Raw genomic sequence first — 13,535 nt, 5'->3', positions numbered from 1 at the left:
TGCGTCCTGCCGCCGCCGAAGGGGCCGTTGATCCACAGAAGCATGCGAGAACGGGCCCGGTGGCCCACCTGGTCGCACAGGTCCGGGAACGCGCGAGCACCGCGTCGATGCCTCTCGGGTCAAGAGGTCAGCAGTGCCGCGTAACGGTCGAGGTCGACGTTTCCCCCGCTGATGATCACGCCGACCCGCTGCCCGCGCAGCCGGGGGGCGAGGTTGCGGACGGCGGCGAAACCGAGGCATCCGGTGGGCTCGACGACCGTTTTCATGATGGACCCGAAGATCCTCATGCTCTCGACGAGTTCGGCGTCGGTGGCGGTGAGGATGTCGTTGACATCGCGGCGGATGATGTCGAACGGGTAGGTGCCCAGGTGCTGGGTCTGCGCGCCGTCGGCGATGGTCTTCGGGGTGTCGATGTGGACGATGGTGCCCTGGCGCAGTGATCGCCGGCCGTCGTCGCCCGCTTCGGGCTCGACGCCGTACAGCATGCAGTCCGGTGACAGCGCCCGGGTCGACAACGCCGTGCCGGACAGCAACCCGCCGCCGCCCAGCGGTACGAAGAGCGCGTCGAGCTCGCCGACCTCGTCGAACAGCTCCTTGGCGGCGGTGCCCTGACCGGCGATCACGTGGGGGTGGTCGTACGGGGGGATCAGCGTGAGGCCGCGGTCGGTGGCCAGCGCGCGGCCGATCTCCTCCCGGTCCTCGGTGTAGCGGTCGTAGCGGACGACCTGCCCGCCGTAGCTCTCGGTGGCGGTCACCTTCGCGGCCGGCGCGTCGTACGGCATGATGATCGTGGCCGGGATGTCCAGCAGCCGGGCGGCCAGGGCGATCGCCTGGGCGTGGTTGCCGGAGGAGTAGGTGATCACGCCGGAGCGCCGCTGCTCGGGGGTGAAGCGCGACAGGGCGTTGAACGCGCCGCGGAACTTGAACGCGCCCACACGCTGGAAGTTCTCACACTTGAACACCACATCGGCGCCGACGCGCTCGTTGATCAGTCGCGAGCGCAGCACCGGGGTCCGGTGGGCCTGTGACGCGATGCGGGCGGCGGCGCTCCGGACGTCGTCGTAGGTCGGCGACTGGGGCATCGGCTGGCTCTTCTCTGCTGGACACGGCCGGGGCCACAATCTCGACGACCCGGGCCTGGGTGATCCGCACTCCTCCGGCGAAGGCAGGATTCTACCCAGAGCACGGAAAGCGCCGCTTCTGCCGACTGTCGTGGTGACCGGCTTGGTCTGTCCCCATGTTCAGTCGAACGTATTTACCGAACCATCCGCTCACCACTCAAACACGTTCTAATATTTCTTGGCGCGCTCCAGGGAGCGCCTCCACGTGGTGAGCACCGAACCGCTGCGCGATGTCGACTCCACCACCCCGGCAAGGGACCAGACCAGAGGAGAACCGCATGATCGATGTCACCCGGCAGATCAGTGCCGTACGGCGGCGGGTCGGCAGCCGTGTGCTCGAGGCGGGTGAGGCGCGTGTCGTGATCGTCAGCCAGACATACGACACCGAGATCGAAGACCTCTGGGACGCCTGCACCAACCCCGAGCGCATCCCCCGGTGGTTTCTGCCCATCTCCGGTGACCTGCGGCTCCATGGCCGCTACCAGCTTCAGGGCAACGCGGGCGGCAGGATCGAGCGTTGCGACCCGCCCAAGAGCTATGCCGCCACCTGGGAGTACGGCGGGGACGTCAGCTGGATCGAAGTCCGGCTGACGGCCGAGCCCGGGGGCGGAACGCGTTTCGAGCTCGAGCACGTCGCTCATGTCGACGACAGGTGGGAGGAGTTCGGGCCCGGCGCGCTCGGCGTCGGCTGGGACCTGGGACTCGTGGGCCTGGCCGTCCACCTGTCGTCAGGACAGGCCGTGGACCCGCAGGAGGCCGGGGCGTGGACGGCGTCCGACCAGGGCAGGCGGTTCATGGCACTCAGCAGCCTGGGGTGGTACGAGGCAGACGTCGCGGCGGGTGCGGACGAGGCCCGCGCGAGGGCCGCGGCGGATCGGGTCACGGCCGCCTACACCGCCCCGGCCGCTGAGGCGTCGAGCGAGCTCTGACGTACCGGACGGCCGGGAGAGCCGGCGGACGGACGGTGAAAGCGGTCGAGGTGATCGATGCGCGCGGCGCGCCGTCCGGGCTAGCATCGGGTCGTCCGGCCTGAACGGGGAGGGTGCGGGCCCGGTCCCTCGGCGGGCCCCGGCGGGCGGCCGGTGCCGGGACCGCCCACGGATCGGGTCGTGGATCCGGTCGCGGGGTGCCCGTGCCGTCGGGTGGTGGGAGGCAGAGCGATGAGGAGGAGAGCGGTGATCCGGCGTGACAGGCGGGGCCGGATCCTTGGGCCGGAGGGTTCCGGCAAGGTCATGTAGAGCGTTGCAATTCTCTGTGTAGGTGGTGTTGTGGTGGCAATCGGTACGATCCTCCGTTTCGACGAGGTGCGCGGATATGGTTTCATCGCCGCTGTCGGAGGAGGCGAGGATGTGTTCTTCCACGCCAACGACTTCGGTGAGAACCGGCATGTGGTTCAGCCGGGCCTCCGGGTGGAGTACGAGGTCATGGAGAGTGAACGCGGCCTCAAGGTGTCGACGGTCAGCCTCGTGGATCCGCCGGCGCGCCGGCCGGTCGCGGTGACGGCGCCGTCGGTGACGCCTTCCTCGGTCGCCTCCCAGCAGCTTGGCGACGACGACGGCGTGTGTGACGTGCTGTCGGCGAAGTCCTTCAGCGGCGCGGTCACCGAGCTGCTCATCGAGCACGCGCCCACGCTGACAGGCGCGCAGATCGGGCAGGTCCGGCAGCATTTCCTGGCGTTCGCCCGATCCCATGGCTGGGTCGACGACTGACGCCTCCGCGTGGGGCCCGCGCATCCTCCTGGATGCGCGGGTCGCGCGAACGAGAACCAGCCGATGTCGGTGGGCGTCCGTCGCCGAGAGTGATGTGGGCCGTCCTGCTCGCTCCGCAGGCTGAACGGTGCGGCGGAGATCGTCGGGACACGGGTCCCGATGGGCGTCAGAAGGGCCGAGGGGTCTCCGTGGAGGGCTGCACGACCACCAGGGACCTGTCCACCGGGACGGAGGCGACCAGGAGCCGGGTCGCCTCGGCGTGCCTGGACAGGATGACCACCTTGTTGTTCTTCACGTCGACGTAGCGGACGCTTCCTCCGGTCGGGTGGTTGGGCAGGGACTCGTCGAGTTTCTGCTTGATCGCCCTGAGCTTCGCGAGCGACGCGGCGACGACCTTGGGCCGGGCGCCCGCCGCGACGATGCGGGGGATGTCGGCGGTGCTGGTGGTGGCCACCACCAGGGTCTCGGAGAGGGTTCCCATGAGCCAGGATCCGCCGAAGCAGCCGCCGAGCATGTCGCGGAGCCTCGCTTCGACCGCCGTCAGCCGGGCCTCGTTGCGCAGCCGGGTTTCGGCCTGTGCCCTGGTGAGACCGAAGTCGCGTTGGAGTGCTTCGATCATGCCCGGCGGTAGTTGTTTGATGGGATCGGGCGGTGGTTTCCGTTTCCCGGCGGACGAGGTGGCAAAGGCGCTCGCCTCCCGGACCGGGACGACAGCCGGGACGACCGACGGGGTAAGCGCGGTGAGCGTCAGAACACACCCTGCGGTGACGATGTGCCTACGGGACATGAGCCTCTCCTCGACTCCGGCTTCTCCGGACGTGAGGGGACCCCGCGTCTGCGGCTGGTGACGCGACATGGGTGATGCAATGCTAATTCAGCCATCGCCGGTCACGGCCGCGGGGAGCGGGCGCCACGCGGATGGCGATTTCGAGCGGGGCCACCAGGCCGTTCCCGGGCCTCCCGCGCGGGGGCGGTGCCGCCACGCCACGCTTGAACAGCGCGGATGCCCGCCTGGGGAGTCCGTTTCGCGCACACTGTGACTGATCCGTTGGAACAGGCCGTGGCTGCTGGGCTCTCGCTGATCGATGTGGAGTGGTTCGATACCCGTGGCGGTACCGAGGCCCTGCAACTGCTGATCGCCGGCTGTCTGCGGCTGCGCCTTCCCCCGCACCGCCGGCGAAGTCCTCCGGGCCGCTCCTTGAGCACGCTGACGGGTGCCCGGGGTCGGGCAGGTCGGACAGCGTTTCACGCCTCCCACGGCGGGGTGATCCCGAGTGGTAGGGCCCGCGGGTCCTGGGAGACGCGCGGGCCCTACCGGGTTCAGTTGCCGAACGAGAACCAGTTGAGGTTGACGAAGTCGGCGGGTTGCCCGCTGGTGAAGGTGATGTAGACCGTGTGGGTTCCGGTCACCGAGGCGATGTTGGCCGGGACCGTACGCCAGTTCTGCCAGCCACCGGTGTTACCGATGGCGAAGTCGCCGATCGGAGCCGCGGTCAGGCTGTCGAGGCGCACCTGGACCAGCCCGCTGACCCCGCCGGCCGCCCCGGACGCGACGCGGGCCTTGAACTGGGTGGCCGCCGCGCCGCCGAAGTTGACTCCGTCGAAGCGCAGCCAGTCGCCGTTGCCGATCTGCGCGACGTTCTGCCCGCCACCGGTGTCCGTGGTGGTCTCCAGCGACGTGCCCGCCTGAGCCTGGTAGCGCTCGGCCTGGATGGTCGAGCGGGCGTCCACCCCACCTGGCGGGGGAGTGATCGTCGGGGTGGGATTGGAGCCGGAGCCGCTCTGCCAGACGGCCACGTAGTCAACGAGCATCGGGCGGCCGGAGACCGTGGCCGCGGTCGGGGTCTGCCCGGCCAGCGCGTTGGGGAACGCCCCGCCCATGGCCACGTTGAGCAGGATGAAGTAGCCCTGGTGGCCGGTCATGTTGTTCCAGGTCCCGGCGTCGAACTGGGACTGGCTGACGCTGTGGAACTGCTGCCCGTCGACGTACCAGCGCAGCTGGTTCGGGGTGATGCTGCGGTCCCACTCGAAGCGGTAGGTGTGGAACGCCGACTGGCAGGAGGAACCGGGGCACGCCCGGCTGGCGCCGATGCCGGTGGTCTCGTTGCAGGGCCCGCCGGGGTTCACACCGCAGTGGAGCACGCCCCAGACGGAGTTGATGCCGTTGACGTTCTCCATGATGTCGAACTCGCCGATGCCGGGCCAGTTCCAGTAGCTACCGCGATACGGCGCGCCCAGCGCCCAGAAAGCGGGCCAGTAGCCCAGTGCGGCGTCACCGGTGACGTTGGGCATCTGGATACGGCCCTCGATGCGCAGGATGCGGCCGTCGGCGGGCTTGAAGTCCGAGCGGCGGGTCTCGATGCGGGCGGACGTCCACTCGCTGCCGCTCTTTATCGGGGTGATGCGCAGGTTCCCGCCGCCGTCGAGGCTCAGGTTGGCGGGACTGTCGGTGTAGCGCTGGATCTCACCGGTGCCCCAGTTGGCGGGGCCGCCCGGGTAGGCGTGGCCGGTGTCGACGATCCAGTTGGCGGAGGAGGGAAGTGACCCGGCGCCGCCGGTGAAGTCGTCGCTCCAGACCAGGGACCAGCCGGAGGGGGTTGCCGGGACGGAGGCGTGGGCGGTGATGGCGATCATCATCGGCACCAGCGCGGCGACGATGGCCGAGATCCATCCGAGAGAGCGCTTTCTTCTTGGGGGGTGGCTCATTCGAAACCTCTCACAAGGCGAACGAGGCGGACGGTCGAACATCGCTGCAGCGTAAAGACCGATTGATATCACTGTTACGCGAAGGTTAAGCCAGGGTCAACACCCGAGTCGGAAAAAGCCGGAGAGCGCTCTCAGTACTTGTCGCAAGGTGTTCGGTCGTCGCTCCGCGCTCCGGACGTCCTGCCCGTGCCGCCGTCCGACGTGCGGCACCCTGCCGGGGTCCGGGTGGCCGCCCGCCTTTGTCGGGGCCACGGTCGCCGGGCGCCCCCCCCGGGGGTGTCCGGCGACCGGAAGTCTGACAGCGTTTTCGGATATTCGCTGACTCGAATATTTACTGTTAGGAAAGTTTCCTTTATATTCGAATTACCCCCCAGCGAAGGAGCAGTACATGCGCAGAACGGTCACCTTCCTTGCGACGGCGATCATCGCCATCGCCGCCACCGTGTTCATCGCCTCACCGGCCAGCGCGCACGGCTACATCTCGTCGCCGCCGAGCCGTCAGGCCATGTGCGCCCAGGGCCGCGTCTCCAACTGCGGCGACATCATCTACGAGCCGCAGAGCGTGGAGGGCCCCAAGGGCCTGCGAAACTGCCACGGAAACGTCGGTCGGTTCTCCCAGCTCAGCGACGAGAGCAAGGGCTGGCCGGCCACGAGTGTCGGCAACTCGGTCACCTTCAACTGGGTGCTGACCGCCCGCCACGCCACCAGCACCTGGGAGTACTACATCGGCAACACCCGGATCGCGGTCTTCAACGACGGCGGCAGGCAGCCCGGCGCCACGGTCTCGCACAACGTGAACCTGGGCGGCAGGACAGGCCGCCTGAAGGTTCTCGCGGTCTGGAACATCGCCGACACCGCCAACGCCTTCTACTCCTGCGTCGACCTGCAGCGCTGACCCATCCGACCCGCTCCCGCCCCCTCCGCGCCCCGGTGGGGGCGGGGGCGGTTCCCGTCATCCTGGCCGCCGCTCGGGTTTCCCGCAGTGAGCGAGCGACCCGGCGGCGCCCTCCGGCGCCCTACCCTGCCGGGCGGCGCGCAGGGCGTCGGCGAACCGGGCGAGGTCCAGTTCCCTGGCGGGCAGGTCGCCGTTGACCACCGCGCGGGCGCACCCGCGGAACACCTCACTGAAAGCGGAGTAGTAGGAGTACTGCGGGCGTGATTCGGCCTTGCACAGGGCCTGGTGGATCTTCCCGGCCAGTTCCTGGAGCATGGGAGCGGTGATCTCAGGGTCCTCGCCGGGAGGGCCTGCGGCGGCGATGGCCGCCCCCGTCGAGGGATTCGCTCCCGTCCCCGGCGTACAGTCCGTTCTCCCGGAGAAGCCCGTTTCCGTCCCGGGGGAAACCGAGAGCTGGTCGCAGGTGCGCGGGTCGCGCCGGTATTCCTCGTAGACGGATTCGAGCACCGGCGGATAGCCGCTGCAGGCGAACAGCCGCGCCTGGGCCTGGTGGCCGGTCAGGAAGTCGATGAGCATCCGTGCCTTCTCCGGATTGTCGGAGCGAGCGGAGATCGCCAGGTTGAAACCCCCGAGGATGCCGGCGCCGGGCAGTGCGGCCATGCCGAAGCGCAGACGCCGGTGGCCGTCGTACATCGAGCGGTCTGTGGCCAGGCGGTGAAACGCGAACGGCCAGTTGCGCATGTAGGCCGCCTCCTCGTCGCGGAACGCCTGGAGGCTGCTCTCCTCCGCGGAGTCCTTCGGGCCTCGTGCGAGGAAACCGTCCCTGAAGGCGTTGAAGGTGTCCTGCTTGGAGAAGTTCTCCGCCCCGCGTGCCAGGGTGCCGTTCTCCAGCAGGGCCCGCCAGCGCGCGAGCGCCTCGCGCGTCCGCTCGCCGTTGACTCCCTCGTCCAGCACGATCCGGTCACCGTCGGTGACCCTTCCACCCGCGGACAGGACCGCCTCCAGCAGGTTGACGGTGCCCCCCTCGTAGTCGCCGAGCTGCACGGCGTACCCGCCGTTCGCGGCGGCGTACTTCCAGAGCTGCTCCGTCGTGGTGGGCACGGGCAGGCCGCGGCGATGGAACAGCAGGGGCACGTCGGTGACGAAGGGCACCGCGTACTGGACCCCGTCCACCTGGCCCGTCTTCAGGACGTTGTCCACGAAGAGGCCCGCCTTCTGTGGATCGAGAGGGTACGGAAGGAGATAGCCGCTCCGGGCGAATTCGGCGGTCCAGGCCACGTCCACCGAGAGCACGTCGTAGGCGCAACTCCCCAGCCGGGCACGGCCCGCCATCTCGGCCCGCTCCTCGTCCGTACGCTCGGCCACCTCGACCAGGGTGACCTGGGTGGTGTGCGTGCGGTTCCACTCCTCGATCAGGTCGCGGCGGAAGCTGCCGGCGGTGATGTCGGCGCCGGTCGCCACGGTGAGCCGGTCAGGTCCTCCGCAGTCGGCGGGGAAGGCGGGCTTCCCGGTGAGGAGCGAGGGATCCCTCGCGGTGAGGGAGATGAGCACCGAGGCCAGCACCAGCCCCGCCACCACCCCGGCACCGCCCCAGCGACGCTGGCCGGGGTTCAACCTGCCGAGCAGGGCGCGCGGGCGTCGCGTCAGGCTCATCGAATCTCCTTGGCTGTGGAGATCCCGGGCTCCGGCCCTGGGAGGGAGGTCAACGGCGGTCCTTTCCACGCAGGCTGGAGATCAGGTGTCTCAGCGCCTGCCGCATGTCGGCTCCCGCCTCCACACACTCGCGGTACTTCCCCGCACGCGGGGGAGAGCGATCACAGCCGTTGTCGCCGAGGGCCAGCACATAGAGGGCGTTGACATTGGACGCGCGGGCGAGCGTCCCGCCGACGCCCTTCCCCCGTCGCTCGTTGTCGAAGACGCCCCCGTCGGTCACGACGACGAGGGCACGCCCAGGAGATCCGGCCCGCCGGTTCAGGTTCATGATCATGTCTGATATCGGGGCGTCGGAGCCCTCCGCCCTGGTACCGGCGACGCTCCTGGTCAGTTCGTCGAACTCGGCGCGGCCCGCCGCCGGCTGGAGCTCCCTGACCCGGGTCCTGCGGCCGACCGTGGAGAAGGCGCTCAGCGCGAGGTCGTCACGAGGGGTGATCAGCGGTTTGATGTCGGGAAAGGTCTCACGCAGGCGTACCAGCAGGGAGCGGGGCGGTGCGGTCATCGAGCCGGACACGTCGAGGGCGATCTCGGCGTCGAGCCGGGGCAGGAGACCGAAGAACCGGCTCTGGGCCTCTCGCAGTGCCGCGGGGGAGCGCACGACCGCCCTCTCAGCGGAGCGCTCACCGAAGAGCGGGTTGGCGGCCAGCCACGAGCGAAGAAGGCCGAGCACGCTCGTGCGCTCCGCGCTCCGCTCGTCCGGCCAGCTGATCGTGACGAACGGGTAGTCCAGCCCGGAGAGCCCGGGAGAGAAGAACTCCTTGAGCTTGGTCATCCCGCTCGGCGCCCCCTCGGGGCAGTGGGGGTCGTTGAACCGCCCGTCGTTGTAGTCCGTCAGGCTGTGAAACGGGATCACCAGGGCGGGGCTCCGGTTGAGCTCCTCGCCGCCGGTCCCGCGGCTCGCGGTCCTGAACCGGCAGAGCAGCGAGCTGACGCTCTCGGCGACGATGTCGCGCTGCTCCCGGTCCACGATGTCGCCCAGGGGCATGAGGTCGGAGACCGCGACGAGCCCGGCGGTGGAGAGTTCGGGCTGCGGGTAGCTCACCGGCATGCCGAATTTCGATCGGACCACCTTCCACAGGACCGGGAGGCTGTGGCTGCCCGGCCGCCCCGCCGGCAGTTCCTTCCTGACCTTCTCGGCACGCCCGCTGATCATGCCGACCACCAGGCGGTCGGACGCGACCGACGGGCCGATGTCGAGGGTGGCGCCGCCCGCTCCCACGTCCTCGGCGACGAGCCTGGCCTCGCCGGTGCTGGTGGCGACCCAGGCGTCGGCCCGGGGACCGTACAGCCGGCGAAACGGCTCGTCACCCTCCTGACGCGCGTCGTCGCGGTACCAGTTGTCGCCGAAGGCGTAGGCCAGTTCCCCGACCGAGGGCGCCACCCCCACCGAGATCGTGTACGGTGCGCAGCCGTCCACCAGCCTGCCCTGGACGAACAGGGCGATGCTCTCGCGCAGGGCGGTCACGTTCTCCGGGGCGGTGACGACGCGTAACTCCAGCGGCCGCTCGCAGTCGGGGGGCCAGATCCGGTGGCTCAGCCATGTTCCGCCCTGGACGACCCCCCACGGGACCGTTACGGCCGCTGCGCCGAGGAGGACGCCGATGTAGCCGGCCGACAACTTGAGCACGAACCCCTCCAGCCGCCGGTGCCTCCGCCCTGGCATGCCCGGTGCGGGCCTTCCCGCCGCGCGACGGCGCGCGACGGCCCGTCCGGCCGGTTCGAGCCATCGGCGCAGCAGGCGGGCGAACCTTCCCAGCGTCAGCAGGACGGCCACGGCCAGGCCGATCACCGCGCAGACGAGCAGGGCGAGACCCGTGCCGAGTGCCCGCACCCCGTCCGTCAGCACCGCGAACAGGGTGGTGACGCCGCCGGTGACCAGGGCGGTCGCGGCGATCTCCTTGAGCTTCGCCGGGAGGCCGCCGGGCTGGCCGGCGTCCGGGTCCCGCGAGCCGTCGGCGGGTGAGGAGGGGGAGGGGCCGGACATGGAGATCACTACCTGTTCGACGACGTGAACGACGGGCTCTCAGACGGCCGTACTTCGAACGGGGCACTTCGGGCGGCGAGGTTCCAGGCGATGGATTTTCCTGTGACAGGATTTTGACGGGGTTTCGAGGACGGCGCCTTGGCGTGGGATGAGCGGGGAGCGGCCTTTCCCGGCTCGGCTCCGACCGCGTCAGATCCTAATCCGTCGGCCCGTCGAATGCGATGGATATCTTGATTTCACTGCCTTTTTTATCGACACTAAACATCGATTCGGACACGAGTCTCTATGTTCGCCTTATGGCTGCATTTAGTGACAGGGGAAGTGTTTGCGGCGCACCGCCGTTCGCGGCCTGGTCGCGCGGGGCGGCTCCCCGCAGGCGGCCCTGACCGCTGACGGCCACGGCGGACCCGGCCGGCGGCTCGAAAGGGATGGCCGAGGGTGATCGCGGCACCACGGAAAAGGACCTCTATTGAATGTGAATCGGAATGGTCGGTGTCGATGCCGTGGACATAGCAGCGCAAAGCGTGCAACATGGCTTTCTGTGCGCGCGTTAATTACCCGAACATCGGTGATTCAACTCGGCGGCAATGGGGAACAGATATCGTGCGTTCAGGGTTCCCAGCGCCCGTCTGGGCAGGGGTCGGCACTGTCGAGGTGATCGTTGGCTCGTCGCACAAAAAAATTCGCCGATATGGCCACGGCGCTTCTGGTAGTTGTTGGAATCCTGGTCGGGCTGCCGATTGGAATGGTCGGAGAATATTTTCCGGAAACGGTGGCCGAGAACCGGATCACCTGGGTCGCGACTTTCGGGTTGACCGCCTTCCTCATCGTCCTGCTGACCCGGCTGACGCCGGAACTGATGAAGTCGCGCGCTCACGGCGGGCTCTTCCGGGTGCCCGAGAGAAAGGCGGGGTGGGTCCGCAGAACCGAGCTGGACGACGTGGTCTCCACTCTGACGATGAGAGGCTCGGGAACGATCGGCCTGACCACCGGCATCGCCGGGGCGGGCGGTTTCGGTAAGACGTCCCTGGCCGTGGAGGCGTGCCACAGCGGTGAGGTGAGGAAGCGGTTCAAGGGCGGTGTCATCTGGGTCACGGTGGGCCGCGACCGCACCGGTGTCGACATCGCGGCGCTGGCCAACGACGTCACGGAGGCCGTGACGGGCACTCGGCCGGAGTTCTCCAGCCCGGAGCAGGCCGGCCACCGGATGGCCGAGATCCTGGCGGAGCGGGGCCAGACGCTGCTGGTGGTCGACGACGTGTGGAGCCTGGCACAGCTGAGACCCTTCCTGGCCGCGGCGGTGCGGTCCCGGGTGCTGGTGACGACCCGCCTGCCCAGAGCCCTTCCCCCGAACGCGATCGCGATGATCGTCGACGAGATGGCGCCGCGGGTGGCCGTCCAGTTGCTGAGCCGTGGGCTACCGCCGATGAACCCCGGCGTCGTCAACAGCCTGATGGGCCTGACGGGAAGATGGCCGCTGCTACTGGACCTCGTCAACGCGCGCCTGCGTGACGAGCACGGTGGCGGGGTGAACGCCGACGTCGCCGCCCGCCGGGCCGCCGAGCGGCTCGGCCGGGCCGGACCCGCCACCCTGGACGTCACCATTCCCCGCCAGCGGGAGACCGCGGTGCGCGTGACGGTCGAGCACAGCCTCGAAGCTCTCGGCGTGTTCGACCGTGCCCGCTTCCTTGAGCTGGGCGTCTTCCCGCAGGACGCCGACATACCGGTCGGCACCGCCGGGCTTCTCTGGCGCGCCACCGCCGGACTCACCTCCGAGCAGACCGAGCGCCTCTGCGCGAGGCTGCACGACCTGTCACTGATCGACAGGCACGAGACGGAGGGAACGGGGCCGTCGATCACGATCCACGACGTCGTCCGTGCACACCTCCGCTCGGAGTACGGGCTGGGGAGAGAACGCGTCGAGGCGGCCAACCGCGACTTCCTCGACGAGGCCCGCAAACTGATCCCCGACGACGACCTCGCGGCGGACGCCGAATGGTGGAGACTGCCCAGGGAGGTGCCCTATCTCTGGGACCATCTGCTGTTCCACCTCGCCGAGGGGAGAAGGCATCGGGAGCTGGAGTCGCTCCTGCACGACGTGCGATGGTTCGTCACCCGGATACGGGCCTTCGGGGTGGCCGCGGCGGAGTCGGATCTGATGCTGTCGACCTCCCGCTCCGTCGCCGGGGTCCGGCAGCTGATCGCCCGGAGCGCACACCTGCTCACCCCCTTCGAATCGGATGCCGTCTCCACCGCGAACCTGCTGGCCCGCCTGTACGCGTTCCCGCCGATGCGGGCATCGATCGAGCGCTACAGCCAGGAGACCGAGACCCCCTTCCTGAGAGCCCGCTGGCCGCTGCCCGACGTCGGCGCCACCTGCCTGCTGGGAACGCTGACCTCGACGACGAAACGGCTGAGGGACGTTTCGATCACACCGGACGGATCGAGATTCGTCGTCCACGGCCGCGACGGTGTGCAGATATGGAAGGCCGACGGCACTACCCGGACAACGCTGGCCACTCATCGGAAGCCGGTTCACGAGGTCGCCGCCGCGCCGGACGGTTCGTGGCTGGTGACCCGTTCCGGACGCCGGAGAGTGCAGGTCTGGGGGATCGACGGCACCCAGAGAGCGATCCTGGAGAACGGCGTCGGCAGGCTTGCCGGGATGGTGGCCGCGCCGGACGCCTCGTGGCTGGCGACTCTCTCCGCGCGGGGAAGGGTCGCCCTGTGGAACCCCGAAGGAAGCAGGCGCGCCGTACTGAAGAGCGGAATCGGCAGGCTTGCCGGGATGGTGGCCGCGCCGGACGCCTCGTGGCTGGCCACCTTCTCCGTGCGGGGAAGGGTCGCCCTGTGGAGCCCCGAGGGGAGGAAGCGCCTGACCCTCAGGAGCCCGGTCAGGGTGAGGACCAAGCCGCGAACCCTGAGGGACACCCTGCTGATGCGCGGCTGGAACCAGGAGAACGAGAAGGTCTCCGGCCGGAACAGGCCGATACGCGAGGTCTCCAAGATGGCCGTCTCGCCGGACGGCGGCTGGCTGGCGACCCTCTCCGGAGACGGGAGCGTGCGCCTGTGGGGAGTCGACGGCGACGAGCGAGCCGTTCTGACGGGACACACCGGAGCGGCACCCGGGATCCGCATCGCCCCTGACGGCAGCTGGCTGGCCACCTGGACGTCCACCGGCTCGGTCCGGCTGTGGGAGTCCGACGGCAGGCAGCGGGCCGTTCTGTCCGGGCATGCCGGGGTGGTGCGTCAGGTGGTGATCGCTCCTGACAGCAGCTGGCTGGCGACCCTTTCCGAGGATCGGAGCGTGCGGCTGTGGGAGTCCGACGGCAGGCAGCGGGCCGTTCTGTCCGGGCATGCCGGGGTGGTGCGTCAGGTGGTGATCGCTCCTGACAGCAGCTGGCTGG

The 13,535-nt window shown here is 69.3% G+C and carries 9 protein-coding genes; 4 read left to right on the top strand and 5 right to left on the bottom strand.

The window, feature by feature from the left end:
- Nucleotides 1-119: 119 nt before the first annotated feature.
- Nucleotides 120-1,082 (bottom strand): threo-3-hydroxy-L-aspartate ammonia-lyase, encoded by a 963-nt coding sequence (locus ABT061_RS21235; RefSeq protein ID WP_350920315.1) that lies wholly within the window; start codon nucleotides 1,080-1,082, stop codon nucleotides 120-122.
- Between the two features lie 317 nt (nucleotides 1,083-1,399).
- Between ABT061_RS21235 and ABT061_RS21230 the strand changes: the two genes are divergently transcribed.
- On the top strand, nucleotides 1,400-2,050 hold the full coding sequence (locus ABT061_RS21230) for an SRPBCC family protein (RefSeq protein ID WP_350920312.1): 651 nt from the start codon (nucleotides 1,400-1,402) through the stop codon (nucleotides 2,048-2,050).
- A 342-nt stretch (nucleotides 2,051-2,392) separates the two neighbouring features.
- Nucleotides 2,393-2,830 (top strand): cold shock domain-containing protein, encoded by a 438-nt coding sequence (locus tag ABT061_RS21225; RefSeq protein ID WP_350920309.1) that lies wholly within the window; start codon nucleotides 2,393-2,395, stop codon nucleotides 2,828-2,830.
- Nucleotides 2,831-2,996: 166 nt separating this feature from the next.
- On the opposite strand, the gene ABT061_RS21220 is transcribed toward ABT061_RS21225, so the two are convergent.
- Nucleotides 2,997-3,617, bottom strand: coding sequence for a S1 family peptidase (locus tag ABT061_RS21220; protein WP_350920306.1), 621 nt, complete (start codon nucleotides 3,615-3,617; stop codon nucleotides 2,997-2,999).
- A gap of 533 nt (nucleotides 3,618-4,150) precedes the next feature.
- Nucleotides 4,151-5,536: a glycoside hydrolase family 16 protein gene (locus ABT061_RS21215; protein WP_350920303.1), complete on the bottom strand. Its 1,386-nt coding sequence runs from the start codon at nucleotides 5,534-5,536 to the stop codon at nucleotides 4,151-4,153.
- A 388-nt stretch (nucleotides 5,537-5,924) separates the two neighbouring features.
- On the opposite strand from ABT061_RS21215, the gene ABT061_RS21210 reads away from it, so the two are divergent.
- Nucleotides 5,925-6,431: a lytic polysaccharide monooxygenase auxiliary activity family 9 protein gene (locus ABT061_RS21210; RefSeq protein ID WP_350920300.1), complete on the top strand. Its 507-nt coding sequence runs from the start codon at nucleotides 5,925-5,927 to the stop codon at nucleotides 6,429-6,431.
- Nucleotides 6,432-6,488: 57 nt separating this feature from the next.
- Here ABT061_RS21210 and ABT061_RS21205 read toward each other — a convergent pair whose 3' ends face one another.
- A complete protein-coding gene (locus tag ABT061_RS21205) occupies nucleotides 6,489-8,084 on the bottom strand; it encodes an extracellular solute-binding protein (protein ID WP_350920297.1) in 1,596 nt (531 codons plus the stop codon).
- A gap of 49 nt (nucleotides 8,085-8,133) precedes the next feature.
- On the bottom strand, nucleotides 8,134-10,128 hold the full coding sequence (locus tag ABT061_RS21200; protein ID WP_350920295.1) for a vWA domain-containing protein: 1,995 nt from the start codon (nucleotides 10,126-10,128) through the stop codon (nucleotides 8,134-8,136).
- Nucleotides 10,129-10,819: 691 nt separating this feature from the next.
- On the opposite strand from ABT061_RS21200, the gene ABT061_RS21195 reads away from it, so the two are divergent.
- On the top strand, nucleotides 10,820-13,535 hold a 2,716-nt coding region (locus ABT061_RS21195; protein WP_350920292.1), incomplete at its 3' end, for an NB-ARC domain-containing protein.

The organism is Streptosporangium sp. NPDC002544 (assembly GCF_040295965.1).
GTDB lineage: Bacteria > Actinomycetota > Actinomycetes > Streptosporangiales > Streptosporangiaceae > Streptosporangium.
This window is presented reverse-complemented; position numbering and strand designations above follow the sequence as displayed.